This window comes from Actinomadura craniellae (assembly GCF_003289645.1).
Classification (GTDB): Bacteria; Actinomycetota; Actinomycetes; order Streptosporangiales; family Streptosporangiaceae; genus Actinomadura_D; species Actinomadura_D craniellae.
This window is the reverse complement of the sequence record NZ_QLYX01000027.1, coordinates 16470-41580: the sequence shown is the minus strand read 5'-3', so window position 1 is coordinate 41580 and position 25111 is coordinate 16470. Positions and strand designations below refer to the sequence as shown.

20 protein-coding genes, 2 tRNA genes and 3 pseudogenes are annotated in these 25111 nt (G+C 66.5%); 12 read left to right on the top strand and 13 right to left on the bottom strand.

Translation table 11 applies throughout. From position 1 onward, the window contains the following. Window positions 1-132 (top strand): annotated as a pseudogene (locus tag DPM19_RS34520) (integrase core domain-containing protein); the annotation flags it as partial. On the opposite strand, the gene DPM19_RS34515 reads toward DPM19_RS34520, so the two are convergent. Continuing rightward, on the bottom strand, window positions 115-1011 hold the full coding sequence (locus DPM19_RS34515; RefSeq protein ID WP_111872317.1) for a helix-turn-helix domain-containing protein: 897 nt from the start codon (window positions 1009-1011) through the stop codon (window positions 115-117). The pseudogene DPM19_RS34520 and the gene DPM19_RS34515 overlap by 18 nt on opposite strands. Window positions 1012-1246: 235 nt before the next feature. On the opposite strand from DPM19_RS34515, the gene DPM19_RS34510 reads away from it, so the two are divergent. Both DPM19_RS34510 and DPM19_RS34505 read left to right on the top strand, forming a co-directional pair. After that, the gene (locus tag DPM19_RS34510) at window positions 1247-1693 is read left to right on the top strand and encodes an ATP-binding protein (RefSeq protein ID WP_158567001.1); all 447 of its coding nucleotides are present in this window, start codon (window positions 1247-1249) and stop codon (window positions 1691-1693) included. 45 nt (window positions 1694-1738) lie between these two features. Next, window positions 1739-2044, top strand: coding sequence for a hypothetical protein (locus DPM19_RS34505; protein ID WP_111872315.1), 306 nt, complete (start codon window positions 1739-1741; stop codon window positions 2042-2044). Window positions 2045-2525: 481 nt separating this feature from the next. Here DPM19_RS34505 and DPM19_RS34500 read toward each other — a convergent pair whose 3' ends face one another. Genes DPM19_RS34500 through DPM19_RS35095 form a run of 3 tightly spaced genes read right to left on the bottom strand, consistent with a single transcriptional unit; the run spans window position 2526 to window position 6480 of the window. After that, complete coding sequence (locus tag DPM19_RS34500) at window positions 2526-4481, bottom strand: AAA family ATPase (protein ID WP_111872314.1); 1956 nt, start codon at window positions 4479-4481, stop codon at window positions 2526-2528. Then, window positions 4478-5050 carry a hypothetical protein gene (locus tag DPM19_RS34495; RefSeq protein WP_111872313.1) on the bottom strand — a complete coding sequence of 191 codons (573 nt, stop codon included), beginning with the start codon at window positions 5048-5050 and terminating at the stop codon, window positions 4478-4480. Before DPM19_RS34495 ends, DPM19_RS34500 begins: the two co-directional genes overlap by 4 nt. Beyond that, complete coding sequence (locus DPM19_RS35095) at window positions 5047-6480, bottom strand: hypothetical protein (protein ID WP_146779105.1); 1434 nt, start codon at window positions 6478-6480, stop codon at window positions 5047-5049. Before DPM19_RS35095 ends, DPM19_RS34495 begins: the two co-directional genes overlap by 4 nt. Window positions 6481-6595: 115 nt before the next feature. Here DPM19_RS35095 and DPM19_RS37105 point away from each other — a divergent pair. Together DPM19_RS37105 and DPM19_RS34485 are read left to right on the top strand one after the other, a co-directional pair. Then, window positions 6596-6859, top strand: a pseudogene (locus DPM19_RS37105) (DUF7003 family protein); the annotation flags it as partial. Window positions 6860-6885: 26 nt separating this feature from the next. Next, window positions 6886-7854 (top strand): annotated as a pseudogene (locus DPM19_RS34485) (DUF7003 family protein); the annotation flags it as partial. A gap of 740 nt (window positions 7855-8594) precedes the next feature. Here the strand turns inward: DPM19_RS34485 and DPM19_RS34475 are convergent. Beyond that, complete coding sequence (locus DPM19_RS34475) at window positions 8595-10391, bottom strand: relaxase/mobilization nuclease domain-containing protein (protein ID WP_146779104.1); 1797 nt, start codon at window positions 10389-10391, stop codon at window positions 8595-8597. Window positions 10392-10399: 8 nt separating this feature from the next. Next, window positions 10400-10747: a hypothetical protein gene (locus DPM19_RS34470; protein WP_111872308.1), complete on the bottom strand. Its 348-nt coding sequence runs from the start codon at window positions 10745-10747 to the stop codon at window positions 10400-10402. Window positions 10748-11204: 457 nt separating this feature from the next. Between DPM19_RS34470 and DPM19_RS34465 the strand changes: the two genes are divergently transcribed. Next, the gene (locus DPM19_RS34465; protein ID WP_111872307.1) at window positions 11205-11513 is read left to right on the top strand and encodes a hypothetical protein; all 309 of its coding nucleotides are present in this window, start codon (window positions 11205-11207) and stop codon (window positions 11511-11513) included. 184 nt (window positions 11514-11697) lie between these two features. Here DPM19_RS34465 and DPM19_RS34460 read toward each other — a convergent pair whose 3' ends face one another. Next, window positions 11698-12219, bottom strand: coding sequence for an Imm21 family immunity protein (locus DPM19_RS34460; RefSeq protein WP_111872319.1), 522 nt, complete (start codon window positions 12217-12219; stop codon window positions 11698-11700). Between the two features lie 234 nt (window positions 12220-12453). Beyond that, the gene (locus DPM19_RS34455) at window positions 12454-13065 is read right to left on the bottom strand and encodes a DUF4240 domain-containing protein (protein ID WP_158566999.1); all 612 of its coding nucleotides are present in this window, start codon (window positions 13063-13065) and stop codon (window positions 12454-12456) included. Window positions 13066-13251: 186 nt separating this feature from the next. Between DPM19_RS34455 and DPM19_RS34450 the strand changes: the two genes are divergently transcribed. From DPM19_RS34450 to DPM19_RS34440, 3 genes are read left to right on the top strand one after another with little or no spacing between them, the layout of a single operon-like run. Beyond that, a complete protein-coding gene (locus tag DPM19_RS34450) occupies window positions 13252-13542 on the top strand; it encodes a helix-turn-helix domain-containing protein (RefSeq protein ID WP_111872305.1) in 291 nt (96 codons plus the stop codon). Between the two features lie 39 nt (window positions 13543-13581). Next, the gene (locus tag DPM19_RS34445) at window positions 13582-14133 is read left to right on the top strand and encodes a hypothetical protein (protein ID WP_111872304.1); all 552 of its coding nucleotides are present in this window, start codon (window positions 13582-13584) and stop codon (window positions 14131-14133) included. Further along, window positions 14130-14354: a helix-turn-helix domain-containing protein gene (locus DPM19_RS34440; RefSeq protein ID WP_111872303.1), complete on the top strand. Its 225-nt coding sequence runs from the start codon at window positions 14130-14132 to the stop codon at window positions 14352-14354. Before DPM19_RS34445 ends, DPM19_RS34440 begins: the two co-directional genes overlap by 4 nt. 130 nt (window positions 14355-14484) lie before the next feature. Here DPM19_RS34440 and DPM19_RS34435 read toward each other — a convergent pair whose 3' ends face one another. From DPM19_RS34435 to DPM19_RS34425, 3 genes are read right to left on the bottom strand one after another with little or no spacing between them, the layout of a single operon-like run. Further along, window positions 14485-17643 (bottom strand): DEAD/DEAH box helicase, encoded by a 3159-nt coding sequence (locus DPM19_RS34435; protein ID WP_158566997.1) that lies wholly within the window; start codon window positions 17641-17643, stop codon window positions 14485-14487. Beyond that, window positions 17615-18961, bottom strand: coding sequence for an ATP-binding protein (locus DPM19_RS34430; protein ID WP_111872302.1), 1347 nt, complete (start codon window positions 18959-18961; stop codon window positions 17615-17617). The genes DPM19_RS34435 and DPM19_RS34430 overlap by 29 nt, the downstream gene beginning before the upstream one ends. Beyond that, window positions 18958-21060, bottom strand: coding sequence for a tellurite resistance TerB family protein (locus tag DPM19_RS34425; RefSeq protein ID WP_111872301.1), 2103 nt, complete (start codon window positions 21058-21060; stop codon window positions 18958-18960). The genes DPM19_RS34430 and DPM19_RS34425 overlap by 4 nt, the downstream gene beginning before the upstream one ends. Window positions 21061-21486: 426 nt before the next feature. Between DPM19_RS34425 and DPM19_RS34420 the strand changes: the two genes are divergently transcribed. Continuing rightward, window positions 21487-22122 carry a class I SAM-dependent DNA methyltransferase gene (locus DPM19_RS34420; protein ID WP_325050322.1) on the top strand — a complete coding sequence of 212 codons (636 nt, stop codon included), beginning with the start codon at window positions 21487-21489 and terminating at the stop codon, window positions 22120-22122. Window positions 22123-22194: 72 nt separating this feature from the next. Here DPM19_RS34420 and DPM19_RS34415 read toward each other — a convergent pair. Then, a tRNA-Pro gene (locus tag DPM19_RS34415) sits at window positions 22195-22268 on the bottom strand. A 236-nt stretch (window positions 22269-22504) separates the two neighbouring features. Between DPM19_RS34415 and DPM19_RS34410 the strand changes: the two genes are divergently transcribed. Beyond that, window positions 22505-22578, top strand: a tRNA-Gly gene (locus tag DPM19_RS34410). Window positions 22579-23358: 780 nt separating this feature from the next. On the opposite strand, the gene DPM19_RS34405 is transcribed toward DPM19_RS34410, so the two are convergent. Then, window positions 23359-24535, bottom strand: a protein-coding gene (locus DPM19_RS34405; protein WP_407642586.1) for an IS3 family transposase whose coding sequence is annotated in 2 segments (ribosomal slippage) — window positions 23359-24259 and window positions 24258-24535 — 1179 coding nt in all. Because the reading frame shifts where the segments join, the coding sequence is not laid out codon by codon here. Window positions 24536-24774: 239 nt separating this feature from the next. Here DPM19_RS34405 and DPM19_RS34400 point away from each other — a divergent pair. Beyond that, window positions 24775-25056, top strand: a complete 282-nt coding sequence (locus DPM19_RS34400) for a hypothetical protein (protein ID WP_111872299.1) — start codon at window positions 24775-24777, stop codon at window positions 25054-25056. The last annotated feature ends 55 nt before the right edge of the window (window positions 25057-25111 follow it).

Below are 25111 nucleotides of genomic sequence, written 5' to 3'. Positions count from 1 at the left end.
ACCTCAGAAACCCAACGCCGCCAAGCACTCCCCACCTGGCTCCACACCTACAACCACCACCGCGGCCACACCGCCCTGGACGGCCAACCACCCGCCAGCCGCGTCACCAACCTGTCAGGACAGAACAGCTAGTTCGCCCAGGAAGAGGTGGCAGGAGCCGGTTATCCGATCGTGGTCGGCGGGTGTGAAGAACCCGCTCGCCGGGTCCGTTCCCTCGCTCCTGCCGAACTGGACCTGAGCGGTTCCCAGCGCCTTCTCGCAGCTTCGGGTCTCGCGGAGCATCGCGTGGGCCTCACCGACGTGCATGAGGGCGATCCCGACCAGGGCCGGGCTGGTGCCCTTGGCCGTACGAGCTGCGGCCTTGGCCAGCAAGAGCCCGTCCTTCGGATTCCGCAGCCCGTAGAGGGCGACGTAGCTCTTGCGCAGTTGGGCGTGCGCCTCGGCGAAGTCGTCGCGCACCTGGCGGGCCGCGGTGATGGCGGCGTCGAAGTAGGCCAGCGTGGTCGTGTTGTCCCGGCGCTGCGAGGCGTCCCAGACGAGCTGGCCCATCAGCGTCGCGGACTCGGCCTCGACAGCGAACAATTCCCGGCGGACCCGTCCGCTAGGGGCGTTCTGCCGCAGGTAGGCGACCTGTCCATGGCACTGCCCGGCGGCGGCCAGGAGCAGAGCCGATGGAACGCGGTCGTACTCCTCGATCAGGGCTTGCACCCGCTGGCGCAGGTAGGCGGTGGTGACCAGGTCGACGCTGGTCGGGTTGCTCAGGACGCGGTCCAGCCGCTCGTTGCGCTGCGGCTCGGCGGACTGGACCTCGTCGAGCATTTCGGCCAACTCGTCCGGTGAGACCTTGAGCGCGCGGGCTAGCCGTGGCCGCAGGTACGGCAGCGGGTCGGTCTCGGCGCGCTCCCAGCGCCCGACGGTGGACCGCTCGATGCCGAGGATCTCGGCGAGCCGTTCCTGGCTGTGGCCGACCGCGCGCCGTCGTTCCGCGAGGCGTTGCCGCTTGAGCGCCATGCTTCGGCCTTTCTCGGTCGTGGCCGTCCGATGACGACGTTTCCCTGCTCGTCCTGCCTGGTCAAGGCACCGGATGCGCCAGATGTGCCGCACCGCTGCCGTATTCGTGCTCTGGTCCCGCGGACGCCGGGGCGGTTCCGTGGTTACTACAACGTTGGCGTTCGGATACGAAACGTGAGCTTCACCGGCATATCACGTCCGTTCGCCCCCCGTAGCGAGGATGGAGACGATCGGGATGCCAGAGGCACAGGAGTGGCCGCTGCGGGACGCGACGGAGTTCGCCTGCCTGCCCAGCGCGGCCCGACGGGCGCGCAGGCACGCGGCCGACCTACTGGAGCGGTGGCGGCTGCGAGGCGCGATCGAGACGGTCGAGCTGCTGGTCTCCGAACTGGTCACCAACGCCTACCGGGCCTCCGGAGTCGACGTCGAGCGGGACGGTTACGCGGCGCTCGCCGGAACAGCCGAGATCGGCCTGCGGCTCGCCTCAGACCGCCGGCTGCTGCTGATCGAGGTGTGGGACGCCAACCCGGAGCCGCCGGTCATCAAGGAGTCCGGCCCGGACGTCGAGGGCGGCCGGGGTCTCTTCCTGGTCGGCTGCCTGTCCCGGCAGTGGAACTACTACTTCCCTACTGGCAACGGAAAGGTCGTCTGGTGCGAACTCCCAGTTGAGGGAGGTGACTGATGGGATGATGCGGGGTTCGCGGAAGTCACGACGAGAGCGGGAGACATGGCGCGACCGGCCTTCACGATGACCGAGCAGGCTGCCTGGCACGCCACACCGGACGGCACCGTCGGGGCCCTCGAGATGCCCGACGGCGGCCGGTGGCTGGTGACCGTCCGCCCGGACGGGCCAGAGGTACGGCCGCTGCGCCCGGCTGGGTCCGAGCTGGTGCTCGATGTCATCCTGCCGTTCGACGTCCCCGCCCTCGGCGGTGCCCTGGCCGAGCTCGGGCCGGTCTCCCGCTTCCGCAACCCGAACCTCTGGGACGCCCTCGGCACCGCGATCATCCGTCAGGTGATCCGGGCCGCATAGGCCAAGAAGCTGTACCGGACGTTTTGCGCCGCGCACGGCGAGCAGGTTCCCGGCGGCTCCTGCGCGCTCTTTCCCGCACCTGAGATGGTGCTTAGGTTGACAGCCGACTGATCTGGACTTCACCAGCGATGCCCAGCTCGGTTCATGGCCTGACCGCCGCCCGCGCTCGTGGCATCGTCAACGCACTCACCAGCCGGGCCATCGCCTGCTACGCAACAAGAGCTACTGCGCCATCGGCCCCTCGTTCAAACGCCGTAGCTGCGGCAAACGCAAGAAGCTGCTCGACCGGCACCACGTCCGCATCCGCGTCGCTGGCGAACAAGACGCCACCTCGTTCAGCACCAGCACGTCCTTCGACAGCCCACTACTCACCCGGCCGAACCACCGCCACCGTCCAGGCGATCCTTGTCCTGCACCATCATACAAAACTGAGAATGAAACACCTCAGTGGAGCCGGGTTTGTTGGCTATAGCCAGGTGGATCAAATGGCTGTCTCCCTTCCCTCGGTTCCTGCGGTGGAGCCAGCAAGTTTCTGCACGGCCTTGGGTCCAGGGTGGGGGATGGTCGGAATAGTCGGGTCCTCATAAGTAAAGTGGACCTCTTGGTAGTGGCTTCTGTAAGCGGCAGGGAGTTCGTTGTCTGCGATGATCAGCTGAATACGTCCAGGGTTGGCGTCGGCCTGACCTACGATCCGTCGATAAAGCGCTGCAGCCAAGCTCTCTGCTTGGAGGGCTAGCCGCGGCGTGTCAATTAGCAGGAATGCCGGGTAACGGGTCTGTCGGTCTCGGAGAGCGACGTTAAGCAGGGATGTCCAGTAGGCGACTTGCGTTGCCGTGATGATTCCGCCGCCGGGGCCACTGAAGGTGGAATACTTCTGGCCGTTGAGCATAGGGAGGTAGCTGTCGCGGTTAATGGTGGCTTGCTGAACGCCAGGGATGCCCAACTCTGAGGCGGCTCGCTGGAACTCGTCGTTGAGAGCGTCGAGGATATCGCGTTTTCTAGCGTCAAGAGCCTCTTGGGCCTCTTGAATCTCTGCCAGGATGCGATCCTTTTCGCCTTGGAGTCGTTGGACGACCAAGCCAAGGTCGTCGGCTCGATCCCATTGCCGTAGAACTTGCTCCAGGTGCTCTTGTTGCGTTCGCGCGGCTGCTAGACGGTCAGCTGCGTCACTGAAGGCCTGGAGCCTGGGCGTGAGACGTTCAGCCACCCGGGCGTCGATTTTTGCGGTCAAGGCATCGACCAGTTGCGTTCGGTCCACTTCGGCCTGCCGGGCTGCTTCCAGCTGGGTTGCGATCGCCTCGAGGTGGTCATGCATCTCAGTGAGTTGATCGGTCAGTTGGAGGATCTCATAGCGTCCACCCTGCTCAGGGGTGCTGGGTTGAACTGGGTCTGGCTGCAAACAGACCCGACAGCTAGTGTCGGGAACGCTTCGGTTGGAAAGCGACTGCATGCAGCGCGGGCAAACAACGAACTCGATATCGGCTAGGCGCTCACCCGCATCGTGCATTCGTTGGAGTCTGGTCAGATCAGTTTGCACTCGGCGCCGTTCCGCAGTGTATTCGCCGACTTGTCGGGTGAGGTGAGTGACAAGAGCGCGCGCCTCGGCCAGTCCGTACTCTGCGTCGTTGAGCATGTCCCGTAGGACCTGCGTCTCGCGGTCGGTGATGGGGTCGATTGCGTTCCTGAGGGCCATCTGCTCCGCTTCGGCAGCTGCCTGCGCCGCCGCAGCGGCGTCGAGAGCGTTCTGCGCGTCCAAGCGAGCGGTAGTGTTACTGTCCTCCAAGAAGGTCAGGACGGTCTGATGCTCTTTCTCAGCCTCAGCGATCTCGCCATTGAGGGTATTGACCTCCGACCGGAGTTTCATGATGTCAGGATTCGTCAGCCCAAACAATAGCTCAAATACCGCCTTGCGCTTGGGCTGGTAGTAACCCTCTCCACTGCGGGCAATTTCCCGATTGATAGCCGATTGAGGTACGTAGAGGTAAGAGAAGATATCGGCGAAGGTGATGCGGTTTCCAGCGTTAGTACTGCCCTTGGTCGTGACCGCCGCCTTGAGATCGTCAGGGAGGCCGAGCGCGGTCATCAAGAGCGTGCTGAGGCTAGGTTGGGTGGCATCGATATGGTGATCTGGAAGCCGCTCCCGGGCAGTGAGGTCAGTAACGCGAACCTTCTTGCTCTTAGCAGTTCCTAGGCTGCGGGATATCTGCAGGCGAGAGTCGCCAATGGCGACCTCGAGCGTGACCTCGTGGACGTGGTTGCGTGCTACGTCGGCTAAGGCGGCGTTTCCGCCAAAGCCGAACTTGATCAACTCAAGCAACGTGGTCTTGCCGACGCCTGTCTTCCCTGCAAGCACGGTGAGATCTGACGGGAAAGCGTAATGCACTTCGCCCTCGGTGGTAGCGAGGGCAACAGTGTCGATTCTGAATCGGACAGTCACTGGATCACCTGTCGATGGGGACGGTCCATAAGATCGGCCAACCGCTCATAGATCAGGTCTTTGAGGGCGCTGCCCGTCATGCCTGAGGCGGCCTCGGCGATTGCGACGCAACGATCCGTAGTTTCCGCCCATTCCGGGGTGGCTGTCATGGCCTGGGCAAGCTTACGTCCAGCGGGCGTTGGCGCCAGTGCAACGCTGCCGCGGCGCCCTCGCACGTAGCGCAATAGTCCGCGCCCAGTCAGCGCGCCGATCACGGGATAGTACCGATCGTCCCATGGACCATATCTGTAACGGGTCATAGGGGCTTCGACGTCGGTGGGCACGGCAATGTCCTCCTCCGACAGGTGCAGGCGACAATCGTTGGGATCGAGACGATCTAATACGGCCGGCGCCAGCGCCGGATAGCGAACGAGAAAGTCGAGCTTGGCTAGCTTGGTCAATCCATCGAGCTTGCCAGCGTGCCCCGCCGTACGGGCTACGGCTTCCACCAACAGGAGCACCCTTGCCTGGTGATAAGCAAGGTCCTCCCGTAGAAGGGCGAGTTCCTCAGGATCAGGTGTGATGCTCATGACGCTGCCCTTTGTCGGGCCCGTGCTTGCGCGATCGCCGCTTCAACGTCGAAACCCCTGCTGAACCACACCTTGCAACGGCTAGCGAGTTCACAGATCCCCCCGAGCAGGAGATCAAGATCAAGATCGTCTCGGTTCTCGCTAGCAAGCATGACCTCGATCCGGGTCTGAACCTCGGTCCAGAAGTCAGCTCCCCAGGGATGATCATGAGTCTCCGTGACAGCAGCGGCCTGATCACTGAGCCGGTGGAGGGCACGCATGAGTCGCTCCTTCTCCAAGCCAGCAGCTGGATCGCCACTGGCTCGTGCGCGCCAGTAGTTCTGAAAGTCCAGTTTCAGCTGCTCAGCACGTTCGATGCTGTTATCCCCACAATGACCGGCAGCCATCTTGACGGCAAGACGGCTGGTTCGGATGAGCATCGGGAGCGGCATGAAGCCACCTGGAAGGGCGATGGCGGTTTTCACTGCAACATCGATGTCGCCAAGCGTAACGATCCTGGCAGCGAGATGATCTTCGGGCTCGACAGTCTCTAGCGCCGTCGTCGAGGTGTGAGCTAGCACCGGCTGAAGCCCGCCCTCAGGCCGTGGTCCGGCAGCGCGCATGCGGCTTCTGACGATTCCAAGAACCGCCTCCCAGACCGCCTCCGGGGGTGTGTTGGGGTAGCCAAGCTGGGTGAGGACCGGCTTGGCGTACATGCCAGGTGCCGCATATTCGATATGCGCTCTGCCAGGGCGTCCGCACTGTAATGTGAGCGCCGAGAGGAATCGCGCAACTTGTTCGCGCTGCTCAACAGTCGGGCTGGACTTTCGGCCGCTACCGGTCGATTTCCACTGAGCAGGCAGACTGTCTGGATTACTCAGGAGAGTCCTGGCAAACTCAGAGACCGCCTTGCCGGGGGAACCAGCGACAACGAGTGGCTTGCTGTCAAGTCGCTGGCTTCTCAGGATGACGATCGCCTTATCTAGCTCCTGAGGTGCGCCAGCAGCCAAGCCGGCTGTTGTCACGAGCCGACATTTTGGCTTCTCCCCTAACGCCAGCCAGCGTGAAAACAGATGGCCCAGCCCGCCGTCACCACGCAGCTGGTTGATCGTGGTGTAGGCGCCGAACGACGGCTCCTTGTGCTTGGCCGACACCAGTTCAGCATCATTGCCACGGATCGCCACCCAGTCCTCGTGATACTCACACAGGATCCGGCATGCCTCTCTATCGGTCAGATTCTCATCCCCTTTAAGTGCAGTCCGATAGAGCTCAAGTCCGTCCGCGGCGGCCATGGAGGCCTGCCAGTCGTAAAGGTCCGCTGTTCTCGCACCCGCGTCGTCGGGCGGGAGAGTGGTCATGATCAGCTGTACAGCTGTCCCCGCGATTTTGCTTGAGTCCGACGACACCTTGGCAAGATAGATGACGACCTGAAGGTTCCTCCAGAAAGTCACCCAAATCTTGCCTCAGTGGTGACACCTGCCAGGGTGCTCCATCCGCATATCGCGCAGCGGTCAGCCCCGGCTCCAATGTGATCAGCACGAAGCTTGACCTGCCTGAATTCACGCGATGAAGCCACCAGTTGCCCGCCACCGTTTCCGCGACGAGACGCGCTGGACGCTCGTCGTCGAACTGGTCGGTTACAACCCCAGAGGATGGAACCTCTACGACGTCCTGCGCTTCTTCGGCGACCGCCTCACGAGCCGAAACCCCGGCTTCGACCACGGCGACTTCCTAGAGCGCCTCGACAAGCACGATCAACTCGTCGACGAACAAGGCGAGAGGTACGTCGGCGGCGTCCCCCTGCTGATCCGCGGCCGCCCCATACACCTCGACGCAGCACCGGCACCCCTCTTCAGGACGTCTACCGCATGCTCGTCCCCGCCCACCGCAACCTGCTCCTCGCCGACGAGACCGAACTGCGTGCCCGTATCCCCGCCGACCTGCCCCAAATGCTGTGCCTCAACGAATGGCGGCACCCGCTGCTGCCCGACGAGTCCCCGAGCGACAGCGAGGCCTACCGCCAGATCGCCGGAGTCCTCGCCACCGGCGACACCACCAGGTATCGCCCCACCCTGCCGCCCAAATACTCACTGGTCCCACTGGCCCACAACCGGAACCCTGTGACGAGGCCCCAGCGCACTCGACGTCCGGGAGGCGATCACCTCGTGAGTTTCGGCACCTATGCGAGGCGGGTGCGTGATCGCGGCCTTCCCTACGGCCAGCGATACACCGCTCTGAGATGTGCCGTCGGCCACTACTGTCCGATCGGGTTCAACGCGACCTGGTCGTATCTGAGCACCACCGGCGCCCTGCGGAAGGACGAGAATGCGCTGCTACGAGCCCTGGACATGCTGGAGCTGAGCCGGACCGCCTGGCTCACCGAGATGCGGGCCTTCGCCGACCGGCGCCGGGAAGAGAAGCGGTGTCCCCGGCGCACCTCGTCCGCCGCAGAGACCCGATACCTGCACGGCTACAGGTGGCCTGGGCCTGAGAGCCATCAGGCGACGTTCCACGCGGTCGGCCTCCTGTGGGCCGAACACGCCGAGCTCCCCTTCCCGGAGACACCGCCCGCGGACAAGGGCGACCTGGTCTACCTGGACGTGACGCTCGCAGGCTGCATCTCGACTTACATTCGCAACGGCGGCACCGCAGGTCCGGGTCACGCCGACATTCTCCTGAGCTGCCTGCCCGAACTCCGCAGGCACCTGGTGCGGCTCGGATATCCCTCGCCCTTCTCCGACGCCTTCACCTGCTTCCGCCGTCTGCTCAAGATGACCGAGTTGATCGTCAACGACATCTCGCCGCCAACCGAGTTCCGCAGCTGACCGTCCTGGCGGCCGTCTTGGTCCTCGGGTTCCGTCTCTTCCTCGTCAGGACTGCGTCTCTTGACCTAGACGGCCACTACCGCCTCGGTGAGTCTTAGCGAGGACGCTGATGAGGAGGGGCGATGCCGTTCCCGTGGGAGGTCGTGGTGTCCAGCGCCGGAGGTGCGACCGCCACCCTCTTGGGTGTGGCAACGGGAGCGGTGCTCTCCACCCGGGCACAGCGTCGACACTGGTCCAGGGACAGACAGATCGATGCATGCAAAGCGATCATCGTAGAGTCAACGAGATGCCAGCTCGCCTTGCGCAGACGGTGGAAGCACGGCGAGGAGGTCGACTGGACCGCGTGGAATGAAGCACTGGCCCTGATATGGCTTGTCGGCACTTCGGAGGTCATCGCAGCCGCCTACAGGATGGACGAGATCTTCTGGACCCGTCGCGCACAGATCGACCATGGCGAAAGAGCGGATGAGACAGCCTGGGGACAGGCGAGGAACGAGATGGAGAGCGCCCGGCTCGAGTTCATCAACGCCACCAGGAGCAGCGTCCTCCGGACGCGAGACCAACTCACCGAAAAGCCCGTTGCCCGTCCCCCTCTTCCCTCACCGTCACAAGAACTTCACAGGCAAGCTCGGCCATAGCACCGATGTCCGGTGTGCTGTCGGCCGCCAAGTTATAGACGCCACCCATCCTCTGAAGGCCCGTGAGGTCCCTCATGGACGTGTAAACGATGGATGCGTGGGTCAGCGTTGAGGGCCGCGAGGGTGTCGTCGTACCGGGCTTGTGGCGTCCCTTTCCGAAGAACCGGCCGTCGGTTTCTGGGTAGCTTCGAAGATCGGAGTCGGAAACTCGGAGCTGATGAACCGGGCGATCTCATTCAGCTCACCGTCACGATCGGCTGGCTGCTCTTGGCGGGTCTCCAGCGCAGTGTTCCGGCCGGACACACGTCCTCTTGCCGTCGCAGCCGCGCCCACCTGGACCGGTCGACGCTGGATGTCGCGGAGTTCCGCGACGGCCTCGATCAGCGTTACGAGGTTCGCGATGAACAGCAGCAGGGTGCGACCGTCCCTGGCCGCTTCGCCCGGGACGAGGGCGAAGACCCTCGCAATGGTACGGAGGGCGTCGCCCGCCGGGGTCGGGGTGGGGATTCTGGCGAAGGGTTCGCGGGCGGCGCGGTCATAGGCATCGGCAGCTCGGCTCAGTTCTCGATTGCCGAGGGATCTCGCGGCGGAGTGGAGGACGTCGGAAGTCGCCCAAGCTGCGTCGGCGGCGCGGGCGGGGTCGAATCTTCCGTACCGCCGGATGTGTTCGGTGGCATGGGCGGCGGCCCGTGCCGCGTCGTCGTAGAGAGCTTGGCGTTCTTCGAAGGTGAGGGTCAGCCGGTCGTCTGCGGGAGCCTCCGGGGTCTGCCAGCGTTGCCGTAGGCGTGGAAGGGTGAGCCGGTCCGAAAGGCTGCCTCCGCTGTGCCAGAGAGGGGCTCCGTCCGAGCCGGTGTACTCGGGGAGGGTGACGGCGTAGCCGGTGATCTCGCCCGGGTGGAGTTCGCTGAACCGCTTGCGAACGCGGAGGCCCGCTTCCTCCAGGCGGGTGAAGAACTCGGTCTCGTTCCGCGAGCGATCCGCCGCGTCCGCGACCGACTGCCGGAGCGCGGCTCGGGCGGTTCGGGCGGAGAGCCAGCGGCCGGACACCGGCCCGCCGGCCTCGGACGGCTTGGACCAGCGTGCGCGGAGCCTGGGGAGTGAGAGGTCGGCGGCGAGCTTTCCACCGCCGTACCAGACCGGTTCTCCGGAGGCGGTCGCGTCGTCCAGGAGGGCGACCGCGTAGCCGGTGGCCTCGTCCGGTCGGCGGTCGCTGAACCGCTTGCGGACCCGCACTCCTCCGGCCGCCAGGCGGTCGAAGAACTCGGCCTCGCTGCGGGCGCCGGCCGCAGCGGTGGAGACGTGGCGCCTGAGTGTGGTGCGCGGGGCCTCGTCCCGTCGATGGCGACGGGCCTTCTCGGTCTCGGCGCGGCCCGGTGGGCGGGCGGCCGTCCGGTCGCAGGGCGGGGCGGCCCGCAGGCCGTAGTGGCGTTCGATCGTCCGGCAGGCGTCCGCGACCTTGTAGAAGTCGTTCCAAATCTCCGGGCGGGTGCCGTCCTGGCGGGCGAGGGTGGCCACGAGGTGGATGTGGTCGGCCGCGTGGCGGACCGCGATCCAGCGGACCGCCTCGTCGTCCCCGGCCGGGGCGAGGCCGACACGGTCCATCACCCGGTGGGCGATGTCTGCCCACTGGGCGTCCGTCAGGATCGGGTCGTCCGGCGCCGCGCGGATCGAGCACTGCCAGACTGGCTTGACGTGGTTGTGCGGGCCGAGCGCGGTGACCGTCCGGTCGAGCAGGCCGCCGAGGTAGCGGAAGTCGCGGGTGCCGTTCGGACGCAGCGGCGGTTCCAGTTCGGCCGGGTCGCGCCAGCCGGCGATCAGGTGCGGGTCGCGGTGCTCGTTGGCCTTTCCCGGGCCGTACAGGTAGTAGAGGAGCCCTGCGACCTTGGTGCCGCGCGTCACCTTCCCGATCATCTGCGGGCGCCGTGGATGTGGGCGCTGACGGATTCCGCGAGTTCCTCCAGGCGGCGGAACGTCCGGGCCATTTCCCGTCCGTACGGGAGGAGGTCGTCGGTTCGCTGGCCGGTGACGTGCAGTTTGGTGACGGCCTGGTTGTAGTTGTTGCCGATACGGCGCACCTGTTCGACCGCGCGGTTCAGCGCGACCAGGACGTCATGCGGGACGAGGGAGCCCGGTGGCGGAGCTTCCCGTAACGCGGCCAGGAGACATTCGGCGGCGAAGGCACCGACCGCCATGCGAGCCTCCCTCGCCCGGCCTGCGACCTCGGCGAGCTCCTCGTCGCTCAGCCAGAGCTGCACCGCGTTCCTTCGCCGCCCCTTGCTCCGTCGGCGCCTTCGCAACGGCACCCGCCGCTCTTGGCCCGGCTCTTCCGCCGTACCGCACATCGAGTCCCCCGATCTCCGACCGCGCCCGGTCCGCTTCGCCTCGGTAGAGGAGAAGCCTCTCTGGACCCCGCCGGGTCCAGAGTTTTCTAATGGACGACTATTGCTCGCTGCCGAAGGCCATGGCAAGCACCTTTAAACGCCGCGATCCGGGAGCAAACTGCACCTAATTAAACCGCTTCACTTGAGACGACATCACACGGCACTAAGAAGCATCATCCGGAACGAAAAATTGGATGGGAAACCTGAGCAGCTACCCACAGAGCCGCCCAGCCGCTGGCCACAGGTGTGCGCTGGGGATTCCGACCGGCGGGCCACCGGTTCAACCAGATATCCAAGTGACTCCGACCAGCTAGCCGTGCCAATCTGCAGTATGCGAGAACACGCAGGCCGCCACTACGTCATCCAGTACCACTACGCCTTACCTGACAACGCCTGGTACGTAGAGTTGAGCAAGGCCGTGCCCGCCCCGGCGGAGTGGGCCAGCCTCCCAAACGCCAGGACCCACCTACCCGGAGTACCTTTCATCGTGGCGGTGATACCTGACGAAGATCCGGCTCTGGAGCCGACCGTCCACATCCACAGCGATGACGAGCAGCATGTCGTCCCGTACGAGATCATGCGCTGGTTCATGGAGAAGGTGACCGAGGAAATAGATCGCTGCCGAACAACGCTGTCATAAGAGAACCCAAGAGTCGACACCTAGGTGATACGCCAGCCTGAGTATTCAGAAACGTGAGCAACAGGACAGCGCGTGAAAGTAGCGCTTTTACTCAGTTACCATATCGGCCGGTGCCTCTATCCGGCCTCCTCGATTCACCCCCATGCCCTCTCGGGTCGAAACACGTACAGCAAGGTCCCCTCGGTCACCGGCCAGTGGGCAGGAGTTGGACCAGACCAACCCGAACGTCGTCGATCTCGGTGTGCACGCTGCGGACCGTCCAGCGTCCGGGAGGAAGCGGAACCGGTGCCTGGTCGGGCATTCCGCCACCGGGATACTCCACGTTCAAGTCGGCACCCGCTTCAGCGGAGTCCATGAGCACCGCCGGACCATCGGTCTCCCACGTGCCGCACTCCTCCCACTCGGTGGCGGGATCAGCCAGAACGGCCTCGGCCGCCGCGATCAGACCGGTCTCGGAGCGTGCGGCGAGCCAGCGCAGGAAGACCCGGTGCGCGGGCAGATAGCAGCTCTTGGCGGGCTCATCGGCCAGGACCAGCGCCTGCGCACCGTTCTGGTCCACGGCAATCACCCCGGCCAGACTCTCCACGTCACAAGCCCGGTCGTAGTCGTCCACGACCTCCCCATCACCGATCATCATCCCCGCCATCGTGCAGCCACCCCATGCGGCCAGTGCGGAGACCGGAACGACGACCAACGGGCCGCCCATCGACCTCACCCAGGCAGGGGCGGTTCCGTACTCGGTGAACGAGGAGGCTTTCACACGCACAGTCTGCCGTCGGCTTCTGACGAAACCTCCCCGGCGCACGCCAAGGTCAACAGCCGAGGCCCTGATCGGCTGCAGCAAGCAGCGATAGGGAAACGGCCTTTGGGTGCCCTGCCGGCCCAGGTGCTCAGAGTCACCGGCTACGGGACGTCCATGGAAGGTGCACATCATGCTCGGTCACCACGTCGGCTGATGAGGATTCACGGCCTCCTCAAGTCGCTGGATGAAGGCCAGCCGTTCGGGACGCGCGGCGTACCGGGCCCACAGCCGCGGCCAGCAGCGCGCGCACTCCTCGTCGGTCTCTGGCAGCGGCACGCCGCGCAGCGGAGCCAACGCCAGACGCCGATGCTCCTCGCGGTCGTCCTCGGTCATGTCCTCGTAGAACGCGTCCTCCCCCCGGCCGGTGGCCTCCCCGTAGGCGCGGACGTCCATGTACAGGGCGTCTTCCAACTGTGGCCAGCCGTTGACGAACCGCAGGGGCGCGTCGGCGAGGTTCTCTACATCGGCGACCGCTGCCTCCCACACGTCCCGGCCGTGCATCATCAGCCAGGGCCGGAAGTAGTCGAAGTGGTCGTCGGAGACGTACCCGTCAAGAACATATGCGGCCCCGACCAGATCCCAGATGTGCCCCTCGTGAGTCACCAGGTCCCACTGCCGGCTGAAAAAGCGGATCTCCGCCGGCGACAGTCGCCGCAACCGATCCACAAGCAACTCGACCTGCTCATGGGCATCACCGTCCGCGGTTATCCGTGCCTCTTCGATCAACGCCCAGAACTCGTCCCGTTCCACGACCGTGGATGCTCTCAGCCGGCGCTGACAGCCCCCTCAAGACAGGAGTAGCGGACACGCCGTCTCGGGAGATGGCGGTGTCGCGGGTCAGGCGAGAGGGTATAGAGCGCAAACAACGCCAAGGCGCTTCATGCGTCTTCATGTCCAAGGGCAGCGCGAAGCGCACTGGATCGAGGAGGGGCGGAGATGGCCGAGCCGAGCGGGCGGGATCCGGATGTGCTCACCACGAAGGAGCTCGCCGTCAAGTTGGGGCTGTCGCCGCAGACCGTCCGCAGGATGGCCAACGCGGGGCAGATACCGGCGCTGAAGACCGGCAAGGACTTCCGCTACTCCTGGGCCGCAGTTCGCGATGTGCTGCGCCGACCTCACCGGCCCCAAGGAGACAGCACTCTTGAAGACGGTTCTGTTGGACAGCAGGGCGCCGGGCAGCGCGCCCGGCAACGCGCCGAGCGCAGCGTTACCGGTACGACCGGCTGACGCCGGCGAGGACGCTTCTCCTCGATCGGGGAGGAGGTCATGAGCGGCGCCTGGTGGGAGCGCCCCGACATGACCGGCGTCGCCGAGGTGATCGCAGCGGCTCGGCACATGTGCGTGTATCTCGGCCACGTCGACGGCAAGGCGTTCGTCGACGAGCAAGGCCGCACCACCGAAGTCCCCATGGTCCTCGTCCAAGCACACGAAGGACCGTGGGCCATCTACCCCGACCCCGCCTCGATCCTGGGATGGATCGCCGAGCAGATCGACCTCGACCCGGACGGCGGCTTCACCACGATTGCCGGAACCGCAGGCTGGCTCGGCGCGGGAGATCTGGAAGCCGACCAGATCATCAGCAACCTGATCGAATCCAGCGAGCTACCGGTCGACGTCCATCTCAGCCGACCGTTCGTCTCCACGAATCGGGCCAGCGCTCAACCCCTGTCCGGAGAGGACGGCTTCCGCAACGCGGTACTGCTGGCCGCGCAGGACTTTCCCTTCGACGTGGCCACCGCCCTCCGGATCACAGCCCGCCAATCTGGCCAGCAGCCTTCCTCCTCCGCACCCGACACTTCCAGGAGGCACCAGTCATGACGCCCCTCAGCCCCCGTGAACTCGATGACCTGCCCTGCGTCGTCGGCATCGAGACGGCCGCCCGCGCGCTCGGCATCAGCCGGACGCTCGCGTACAAGCTCGCCAAGGAGGACAGATTCCCCTGCCGTGTGATCAGGATCGCCAGCACGTACCGAGTGCCAAGAGCCGACCTGGAGAGATGCCTCGGCGTGGTTCATCACGATCCGCCAGGAGACCCTTGAGCTTCGGTCATCCCGGCCTTTGAACGATGACCGCGTTCAGGGGCGAGGTGCAGGGTGTTCAGGGCCCCGGTCGCTTGTAACGACCGGGGCTCTGGTCTACCAGCCGCACCTTTCCCAAGCCGGCTATTCCTCAGTCGAGCCCGTGGAGCAACGACTGCTCGCCCGGAAGCCCTCGCCATGCCTCTGCGAGATGCCGGTGAATACGTGCCAGGTCGCCTGAACTCAGTTCAAGCTTGCTCGCGGTGTCGCGGAGGAGCGGGATCTGCCGGGCGAACGTGTCCGGTGTCAGCGCGGCACGGGCGACGTGGTCCGCGTAGACGGTCTCCTGCCTGGAGCCCAGCACGGGGATCGGCAGCCTTCGGCGCAGCGGCTCGGCCGGGACGTGCGTGCGTCCACGATGCCGCCGGCTCGGCGCCCAGGGAGCCCAGCGCTTGGTAGGCAGCCCCCCGACGGCGCCGATTTCGTCCAGCCAGCGGTGGCCAGCCTGCCTGGCCCGGTCGAGATAGCGGAGCAAGAGCTGCACGGTGACCTGGGCGTCGTCACTCGCGGTGTGCGCCCGTCCTGGAGGGATGCCTTCTTCCGCCGCGCAGTCGGCGAGCGCGAGAGATCTCTGTCCGGGCCCGAACCGCCTGGCGAGGTCGAGCGTGCAGAGGGTGAGGAGGTCGTCCGGGGCGGCTCCGGTGCGGGCGAACTCGTTGGTCAGCATGGCGGAGTCGAACTGCGCATTGTGCGCGACGAGAACGGTGCCGTCGATCAGTTCGGCGAGGTCTCCGGCGACGTCGGAGAAGGCCGGAGCGCCGGCCAGATCGCCGGCGGTGAGCCCGTGAATGTGCGTCGGTCCCGGGCCTGAGTCGTTGTGCAGGACGGTCTTGTACGACCGCTCCACCGCGCCGTCGGCGCCGAGGCGAAGGACCGCGATCTCGACGATCCGGTCTCGCAGCGGGTCGAGTCCGGTGGTCTCGACGTCGATGACCGCGTAGGGAATCGAACCGATCTCGTGGCGGATCCGCGCGGCAGGCGCCGGAACCGAGCGATGGGCGGGTGCGGCTCTTTGGGCGACGGCGACGAGGTCCGGCAGTGCGGCCCATGTCGTGGCCACATCGAGCTTGCGCGCCGCATAGGCGGTGGTGCGCAGCTCCTCGCTGAGAACGTCGTCGTACTTCTCGATGGTTTTGTCCGGGACGAGGACGGCCAGTTCCTCTGCCTCAGGGGCCGGGCCGTCCGCCAAGTCCGCCAAAACGTCGATCGCGTGCTGAGGCGAGGTGTCGGACAAGGTCAGGACGGCTCCCTGGTGGCCCACCGAGATACCGCGCTGATGCAGGGCCAGCGCCAGCGTGCTCATGATCGTGTCGCCGCGCAGTGGGATGAGCAGCGTGTCGTTGCCCCAGCCGACGATGGGGGTCTCGGCCAGGCTCAGGCGCCGGTAGGCGTTGCGGCCTTCGGTGAGCAGTCGCTGCGCTCCGGCGTCAAGGTAGACCGGCGTCTTCTCGGTCTCGTAGACCAGGCGCATCTCCGCCCTGACCCGGTCATGGACGTCCGCGGGAGCGCCCCAGAACGGTGGGGCGTTTCCCCCACCGGCTGCGGCCAGCTCGATGACTTTGCTGCGCTGGTCCACAGCGATGATCTTCCAGCGCCGTCCAGCAAAGATCATCAGGTCGCCCTCGACCAGCGGGTAGGTGATGGGCAGAGAGCCGAGGGTCCGCCCACCGGTGACCAGCCGGTACTCCTCGGGCGAGGCGAACGCCGCGAAGAAGGTGTAGTGGTTGACGATGCGCTCGCCTTCCTGACCGTGCAGCAGGAGGCCGTCCCTTTCCTGGCGGAGCAGGTCGGCCTCGCCGAGATCGCGCAGCAGGGTCTTGAAGAGCCGTGGATCGACGTGCCGGAACGGGCCGTGCGCGCAGAGGGTCTGGTAGGCGTCATGGGGCGTGACGCCGCCGTGCTGGGAGATCATCGACAGGATCTGCTGCACCAGCGTGGACAGATGAAGACCGCCGGTCTCGGGCGGTTCGTACCAGCGGTCGAGCAGCAGGTTCACGATCGCGATGATCTGGACCAGCTGGGTTCGTAGTTCCTCCTGCGGTGCCGATTGGGAAGTGATCTCGGGCTCGGCCACGTACATCCGCAGAGTCGCGGGACCGCCGCGGCGTCCCGCCCGGCCGAGGCGCTGGCGGAGCGCCGCGACTCCGGGCGGCGCGCCGATCTGGGCCACCGACACGATCGATCCGATGTCGATGCCCATCTCCAGGGTGGAGGTACAGATGGCGGTGACCGGAAGCGAGCTCTCCTTGAGCCGGGCCTCGGTGTCCTCCCGGATCTCCTTGGAAAGGCTGCCGTGGTGCGGCACGAACTCGTTCGGCACTCCGGCACGCTCGCTACGCCGGACCAACAGGTCGGTGAAGAGCTCGACGTTCTGCCGGGCGTTCGCGAAGACCAGGTTGTTGGATCCCCGCAGGGCCGTGAACAGATGGTCGGCGATGGCGAGCCTTCCGCCCCCGATGACGTCCTCGGCCCGCTCGCCCTCCGGTGCCTGCTCTCGGCTGCGGCGGGGCTCGTCGTCCAGGTAGCCCTTGATCTGGAGGCGGAGTTCCTGCGCGTCGGACGATGAGCTGATGAGGCGGACGTTCCCCCCGCCGCCCGGCCGCAGGAACTCGGCCGCCGTTCCCATGTCGCCGAGCGTCGCCGACAGGCCGATGCGCGGGATCGGGTGCCGGACGGCGAGTTCGAGCCTGTGCAGCAGCGACTGGAGTTGGGCACCGCGTTCCGACCCGATGAACGAGTGCAGTTCGTCGATCACGATGTGGCGGACACCCCGGAACAGGGAGGCGATACGGGTACCGCGGTTGACGAACAGCGCCTCCAGCGACTCCGGCGTGATCAGCAGGATTCCCGAAGGCTGCCGGACGAGACGCGCCTTCCGGGAGGCGTCGACGTCGCCGTGCCACCGGTGCACCGGTATCTGGAGTTGGCCGCACAGCTCTTCGAGCCGGCCGAACTGGTCGTTGATCAGCGCCTTGAGCGGGCCGATGTAGACCGCGCCGAAGCCGGTCGCGGCCTGGCCGTCGGCGAGCGCGGAGCAGATCGGCAGGAAGGCCGCCTCGGTCTTCCCCGATGCGGTGGCCGCGGAGATGAGGACGTCCTCCTCCCTGGCCAGGATCACCGGGATCGCGGACTCCTGCGCGTCGTGGAGCGCCCTCCACTGCCTCTGCCAGATCCAGCGCTGGACCCCGGGGTGGAGCAGGTCGAAGGAGCCCGAGGCCGGCTCAGAGCCGGAAGGTCGTGAAGTCGTCATCGTCGCCCTGTGACGTGGCCGGTCCCCGGTCCTCGGCGGTGTGTTCCCCGTCCAGCGGTACGAGGTCGGGGTTGTGCTCCGGAGCGAGCGTCACGGTCCCGATCAGGTTCCGCCAGTCCGCGCCCGGGTTCTGGTCCAGGACGGACAGCAGGTCGCAGAAGGCCTTGATGGTGGTGCGGGGCGTGCGGAAGTAGGCGTCTCCGACCTTCTCGGAGCAGTGCTGCATGAAGGCCATGACCGCCTCGTCCGGGACGAGGTAGGCGCTCTCGTCACCCGAGGCGTAGACGTGACGGAGCTTGGTCAGCAGGACGTAGAAGTCCTCCTGGGTGAGCGCCTGGAGGCGCAGAACGGGGCCCGACAGGTCCACCAGGCCCTCGCCCGCGAAGGAGTTCTCGGCCAGGCGGGACTGGAGGGCCGGGTAGCTGAACAGCCCGCGCCGCGAGTCGCTGAGGAACTCCGGCGTGCCGCCGAAAAGGAAGCCCAGGTGCGCGGTGCTGCCCTGCAGGGTGTCGTTGAGGATGCGCAGGATCTGCTCGTAGTTGGCGTTGCGCGCCCTGGTCGAGCCGAGCTTGTAGAGGTTGACCATCTCGTCGGCGCAGATGAGCAGGCCGTCGAAGCCGGCCAGGCGGACGAACCGGCTCATGAGCTTGAGGTGGTCGTACATCGTGCCGTCATCGATGATCGTACGGACGCCGAGGGCGGCGCGGGCGTCCGTACGCGTCGCGAACTCCCCGCGCAGCCAACGCACCGCGGCCGCCTTGAGGTGCTCGTCTCCGCCGTCGTGGCCGCGCCAGTAGGCGCCGACGACCTCGGCGAAGTCGTACCCTCCGGTGAGCTCCGACAGGTGGGCCAGGCGTGCCCGGATGACCTGGTCGGGGGCGCGGCCGGTCTCCTCGGCCTCGGTCAGGGCCGTGGACACGAACCGCTCGACGATGCTGGGGAGCGCGCCGCCGTCCGGCTTGGCACGGGTCGACATGTTGCGCATCAGTTCGGCGTAGAGGCTGCGGGCCTGCCCTCCGGTCGCGTGCAACCGCCGGTCGGGGTTGAGGTCTGCGTGCGCCGTCACCAGGCGCTTCTCCATCGCGATGGAGCGGACCAGATGCAGGAAGAAGGTCTTGCCTGCGCCGTAGTCGCCGATGACGAACCGGATGGCCGAGCCGCCGTCGGCGACGCGCTCGATGTCGGCCAGCATCGCGCGGACCTCGGCCACCCGGCCGACCTGCACATGGTGCTGGCCGACCCTGGGGACGACTCCGGCCCGCAGGCTCTGCAGCAGGGCGTCCCGCTCGCGCGGGCGGATCCGGGTTGTCGTGGTCACTGCATCGCTCCCAGCGCGTCGTGGTTGATCTCCAATGGGTCCTCTCCTTCGATCACCGGTTCGCCCGCCACGTCGTAGGCGGCCTCGTTGAGCCGGTCGAGCGCACCGTCGGGCAGCACACGATGAGTCGCGGCCAGGTCCTCCCAGGCCGACCTCGGCAGCGTCGGGTGCTCCGACAATGCCCTGAGCAGCCGGGAGTGCGCCGCGTCCAGGCCCGCGACCGGCTTGACCTCGGGCGGGGGCGGAAGTTGCGGGGCCGCGGGCTCGTCGTCGCCGAACACGGAACCGAGGAGCGCCGCGACCTCGGCGGCTTCGGCGATTCGAGCGGCCAGCACCGACTCGTCGAGCTTGATCCCCTGCGGCTGCTCGGCCGCCGGCTCGTCCGGAGGCGGTGGGATGGGATGGCCGGGCTCCGGTTCGGCTGGCCGGACGACGACCGGTTCGGTCGCCGGTGGCGTCGCAGCGGTTGCCGCGCGGAGACGCTCGTCCACGGCTTCGGGCGTGAGGCCGAGGAGTTTGGCGATGCGCCGCAGCGCCTTCACTTCGGCCGGGTCGATACGACCGTCCGCGGCGGCCACGGCGGCCAGGAAGTCCGCGAGTTGCTCGCGCTGAGCCTGGTCGACGACCGCTATGCGCCGGGTCAGGCCGGTGAGCTTGATCTCGGTCGTCAGCAGCCAGCGCAGGTGCGCGCGGAGTCGTGATCGTTCGTTGGCCGTCAGGTAGAGCGCCTGTTCCAGGTGTCCGACCAGGAGTTGCTTCTCCTCCGAGGCCACGTGGCCGTCGGCCGCGCTGACCGCCGCGCCGAGATGGAGCAGCAGCATCGCGGCCTGGTAGGCGTGTGACGGCGCGGCGTCGGAGTCGTCCTCCACGTGGAAGAGGACCACCGAGCCGTCCTTGGGCACCGGCCCGCCGAACCGGGGGTCGGGTTCCAGCCCGATCCCCGCCTGGCCCAGGATCCGGGCGAGCGCGATGACGTCCTTCTTCGCCGAGTGTTCCGGCTGGAGCCAGCCGAGGAAGTCCGCCGCCGGTACGGCGGACATGGCGAAGCCGCCCAGACGCGAGCGGGCCCACTCGACGAACCGGCCGACCTGGCCGGACTCGAGGTCCAGCAACTCTTTCGGGAGCAGCGCCGCGCCCGCCAAGCCGTCTCGCTGGCCGGAATCCCGGCCGACCAGACGGCTGAAGGCGTCCAGATCCTCGGAGCATTCGTCGGCGAGCGAGGCCAGGCGGCGCAGGGGCAGGTTCTGGTCGAACACGTCGACCATGCCCGGGATGGCAAGCGTGGCGGAGCCGTGGAAACCACCGCTGGCCGGGCGGTAGGAGAACCTCAGCTCGGGACCCGATGCCCGGATCCGGAATCCGTCAGGGTGGCGGTCGGCGTAGCGGAGCCCGAACAGGGTGGCGAACTCGTCCGAGCACCTCTTCGCCGAGGTGCGAGGGTGGTAGCCCTGGTGGGACATCACCCAGGCCAGGGCCCATTCCGCGGGCACGGACCGGCCTGCTCGGGCGAGTTCGCCGAGCCCGAGGCGCAATTGTGGCGGTGGGTGGATCCGGTCGGCGGCGGGCGGGGGCCCCGAACTCGCCGCGACGCCGATGAACGCCATGACCTCGAGGAGGTCACGGAACTCTATGGCGTAACCGTGGAACGACCGATCGGTGCCGAACAGGTCGATCAGCCGGTCCACCTCAGCTCGGATCAGCGGCAGTTCCACCGAGCGCGCCACGTCGTCTTGCTGAAGGTCGACGATGACCCGGCGTTCCAGTCCATAGAAGAACAGGAAGACGTATCCGATGGGGACGTCCCGATGCCGGCGGCCTCCCTCCAGCCACCGCAAATAGGCCGCGCGGCTTCTTGGGGAGATCTCCGAATAGGACGGCCAATACCCCATTTCCTTACCGAACCAATCGGGCGAACTCCAATCGACCGGCAGCCGGGGATCGATCAGGGCAGGCTCGACGACATCCCGCGCGGCGGCACGGAGCCCTGCGCCCACGTAGAGCATCCCTGTGGGCAACGTACGGCCGGCGACCTGACATGCCTGCCCCGCAGGCAGCCAACCGGCCCTCGACCATGCCTGCGAGCCACGTGAAATCCTCATCCGACCCCTCTTGTCCCACCGTCTGCAAGACCACCATCGGATCTCGCAGCCGCCCCCGGTTCCCACCGCTCACCCACGATGCGTTAGAGATGACGTTTCCGTCCTGGCTTCGGATGACATCGACGCAACAAAAACCACTACTCCACCGGCATCGACCTTGAATCGGTCAAAGAAAACTCACATAAGGGGACAAATCCCAGACCAGGAGAACGCTGTCCGCCCCCACTCACAGTCGGCAGGACACAAGCAGCTGCGTTACGCCCTCAGCGCCCCGGTGAAGGGCGAGGCCACCACACCGAACTGACAGGCGAGTCCCGGCCCTGATGCCGACCCCGCGCCGCTGTTCTGTCTGCGCGAACCCCAGCCTGCTTGCAGCAGGAGCGCCGCCGCGCGGGGTCGGCAAGAATGCGCTGGCACCGTGGAGATTTGCAGCGGTACGGTCCGGCGGTAGGCGATCCGGACGGCTATTTCGAGGAACGCGTCGCTGCGAGGTACGACGAGTCGTCGGCGGAGATGTTCGAGCCGGACGTCGTGGGCCCGGCGGTCGACGTCCTGGCCGAGCTCGCTGGCGAAGGCCGGGCTCTGGAACTGGGTGTAGGGACGGGACGGAACGCGCTGCCGCTGGTACGCCGTGGGGTGGCGGTCTATGGCATCGACCTGTCGCGGGCGATGGTCGCCCGGCTGCGCCCCAAACCGGACGGCGACGCGGTCGGCATGACGATCGATGACTGCGCTACCGCGCGGGTGGACGGGACGTTCTCGGTCGTCTACCTGATCTTCAACACGATCATGAATCTGACGACTCAGGCGGCGCAGGTTACCTGCTTCCGCAACGCCGCAGCCCACCTGGAACCCGGCGGCTGCTTCGTCATCAAGGTCGGGGTTCCCGAGCTGCGCAGGCTCCCGCCCGGCAGACCATCGTGCCGTTTCACGCGAGCCGCACACGGTGGGGTTTCGACGTCTACGACAGCGTTCGAGCGCGTTCAACGCCGACTCCCGCAGGGTCCCATCAGGTCCCGCCCGTGTCACCGGTTGAACCCTGATCACGTCCAGTCCGGGTGACAAACGAGTGACAAACGATCAAGAGGCCCGATCACCGGAGTGGTGATCAGGCCTCTGAGCTGGGACTTCTTGTCGGGGTGGCGGGATTCGAACCCACGGCCTCGTGCACCCAAAGCACGCGCGCTACCAAGCTGCGCCACACCCCGTCGCCGCGCCGGAAGACCTCTCACATGGACGGCAACCTGAGAAGTGTAGGGGAATCTCCCCCATCTTGGGCTACGCGTTAATCCACCGCGGCACCAGAGTGGATCTTCACGTCTCCCGAAGCGCCGTCCACCGGCCTGCTCTCACCGCGGCACCGGCCACACGGCTCGGCGTCACGAGCGCATGCGTAAGGATGTACGCTACCCGGGTGGCGATCGAGATCCTCGATCGAACACGCGCGGGCGTAGCTCAATGGTAGAGCCCCAGTCTTCCAAACTGGCTACGCGGGTTCGATTCCCGTCGCCCGCTCCAAGGTTTCCGCAGGTCAGGGGCTTGCAGAGGGCTCCAGGAGATCACTTTCAAGATCTTCTATCACCCATCTATCACCGGGATTTGGCGTGATCACGGCGGATCCTGGTTCATCTTCCGGCCCCGTTTGGCACTCGCCGATGATCAGGATCGTCGGGCGGTTGAACTGATCTCCTACGAGAGACCGGTGCCTCGCCGCCGCGTCGGCTTGTCGGCGCAGTGATGCAGTCAACAGACATGAGGAGACAAAGGCGGTCTGCTCGCTGCCCTCCCCCAACCGGGACATCAGCGCGCAGACCAGCCCGTCCCAGCCGGACCATGTGCCGTCCGCCTGCATCCGGATGCCCGACAGGTGCTCTCATCGCACTGCGGGAAATCGAGACGCTGCTCAGCCTCGATCGAAGCACTTCAGGCGCATCAAAATCTCTGCTCGGCTCCGGAGCCGGCCAGCCTTCAGGTAAGCGAATTCCCGTCCTGGCCGGGTGACGGCCTTGGCCCCGTAGTGATACGAGCGATATACGCGGCGGGCAACGATCACCGGCTGCCACGCGATCCACAGCACCGACCCGCGCAGCGGTGAAAGTAGAAATCGGAGCCGATCATGTCAGGTCCGGACGCTCTTGACGCGATCCTGCGGCACGCCTACCGGGTCCTGGTGACCGGCCCCGTCCATCCGCCGAACCTTCGATCGGCGCCGAGATCCTCGTAGATCTGTCGGCACCGGCCGAGCTCGAGCGGTTGCACACGGCCATGGCCGTGGAATCCCTTGGTGTTGCCCCGGTTTCACGGACTCGTGGGTGAGGAGATCGGGTTCGACGTGTGGGTGGTTTCGAACTGTAGCGGGCTCATCCAATCCAGGGCGGAATGGCGTCGGCGGCGGTTGTAGAACCCTTCGATGTATTCGAAGATCGCGTTCGCGAGCTCGACGCGGGTCTTCAAGCGCTGCCTGTCGAGGAGTTCGGTCTGCATGCGTCCCCAGAACGCTTCGGCCACGGCGTTGTCGTAGGGGTCGCCGACGGTGCCCAGGGAGGGCAGCAGGCCGGCGCGGCGTGCGCGTTCGGTGAAGGTCCAGGAGGTGAACTGGGTGCCGTGGTCGGCGTGGATGATCCCGCCGGAGATCTGGCCGGCGATGCCGCGGGCGTCGATGGCCATACCCAAGGCGGAGGTCGCGAGGTCTGCTCGCTGTCGGGAGTCGATGGCCCAGCCGACCACCCGGCGTGAGTAGGCGTCCAGGACCACGCAGCGGTAGAGCTTGCCCTCCCGCGTGGGATGCTCGGTAATGTCGGTGACCCACAATTGGTTCGGGTCATCGCGCCGGAAGTCGCGTTTGACCAGGTCCGTCACCGTCTTCGATGCCGGGACTCGCTTGGCCCGGCGCCGCAGGGGCAGCCCGGCCAGGCCGGCCCGCCACATCAGCTCCGCCACGGTCTTGCGCGAGACGGCCACGCCCTGGCCGTGCACGAGTTCGGCGCGGACTCCGGGTGACCCGTAGGTCTGCCGCGACGCCTGGTGGATGGCCGCGATCTGATCGGTCAGCCATGCCTGGCGGATGGCGCGGGCCGAGGGCGGACGCCTGCGGGCGTCATAGAAACCCGAACGGGACACCCCCAGCGCGAGGCAGGCCTGTTTGACCGGGACGCCCTCATCGGCCAGTTCGGCCACGAGGGCGAACCGCGCTTTTGGGGGCACCACCTGCCCGGGCCGCCGCAGCGGCCTTGCGCAGGGCCTCGACCTCGTTCTCCAGCTCGGCGATCCGCGCCCTGGCCTGGGCCAGAGCAGCGGACTCGACCGTGGCCGGGCTCGGGGATCGCAAGCCCCGCTCGATGAGATCCAGCCGCTTCCAGCGGTGCAGACAGGACTCCGCGATACCGAGCGACGCGGCGACCTCCCGCACCGACCGTCCCGATTCCAGCAGATCCAGGGCACGTCGCCGGAACTCCGGCGGATAGGGCTTGGGCACGACGAACGATCTCCTTCAGAACGTCGCCGAACCCTACCTCTCTCAACAGCCGTGCCCGTCGAACAGGGGGAACATCAAGCTGTCCGCGCTACGGGGGAAGCCCACGCCACTGTGGCGCAGGGCTGAGCCCTCTCAGGTAAGAACTCCGCCGGTCCAAGGGTGATCGGCGGAGCTTCGAATTCCGTACTTCTCAGCCGGCAGGCGGGTCTGCGAAGATCTCCGCCGTGGTGAGACCCTCGGTGCAGACGTTCACCGACGACGGTCCGCTTCCGGACGAGGACGCGGACGTTGAAGAGATCCAGAGACGAGAGGACCAGCTTCGCGCGATCCAGGCTCCCGGGACCTCTGAAGAGGCAGAGCTACTCGCCCTCTGCTTCGGCCCGGACGACCTCTACTTCATGGCTTGGACCCTCCTCCACCTCATCGAGTCCGCCCCCTGCCACCCCGTCGACTGCGAACCCTCACAAGAGGCCAATCCCTGGCTCCATCACCTCTGGCAGCGACGACAACAGGCACTGTGAACCTTTTCAGCAGGGTCTGTGGGGCTGCTGATCACGGTGTGATCGCGGGCGGGAT

Coding starts and splice junctions, on each gene's coding strand:
- DPM19_RS34445 (WP_111872304.1), top strand. CDS start 13,582: ATGAGCGGCGCCTGGTGGGAGCGCCCCGACATGACCGGCGTCGCCGAG.
- DPM19_RS34515 (WP_111872317.1), bottom strand. CDS start 1,011: ATGGCGCTCAAGCGGCAACGCCTCGCGGAACGACGGCGCGCGGTCGGC.
- DPM19_RS34450 (WP_111872305.1), top strand. CDS start 13,252: ATGGCCGAGCCGAGCGGGCGGGATCCGGATGTGCTCACCACGAAGGAG.
- DPM19_RS34425 (WP_111872301.1), bottom strand. CDS start 21,060: ATGAGGATTTCACGTGGCTCGCAGGCATGGTCGAGGGCCGGTTGGCTG.
- DPM19_RS34465 (WP_111872307.1), top strand. CDS start 11,205: ATGCGAGAACACGCAGGCCGCCACTACGTCATCCAGTACCACTACGCC.
- DPM19_RS34440 (WP_111872303.1), top strand. CDS start 14,130: ATGACGCCCCTCAGCCCCCGTGAACTCGATGACCTGCCCTGCGTCGTC.
- DPM19_RS34435 (WP_158566997.1), bottom strand. CDS start 17,643: ATGACGACTTCACGACCTTCCGGCTCTGAGCCGGCCTCGGGCTCCTTC.
- DPM19_RS34460 (WP_111872319.1), bottom strand. CDS start 12,219: ATGGGCGGCCCGTTGGTCGTCGTTCCGGTCTCCGCACTGGCCGCATGG.
- DPM19_RS34510 (WP_158567001.1), top strand. CDS start 1,247: ATGCCAGAGGCACAGGAGTGGCCGCTGCGGGACGCGACGGAGTTCGCC.
- DPM19_RS34495 (WP_111872313.1), bottom strand. CDS start 5,050: ATGAGCATCACACCTGATCCTGAGGAACTCGCCCTTCTACGGGAGGAC.
- DPM19_RS34505 (WP_111872315.1), top strand. CDS start 1,739: ATGGCGCGACCGGCCTTCACGATGACCGAGCAGGCTGCCTGGCACGCC.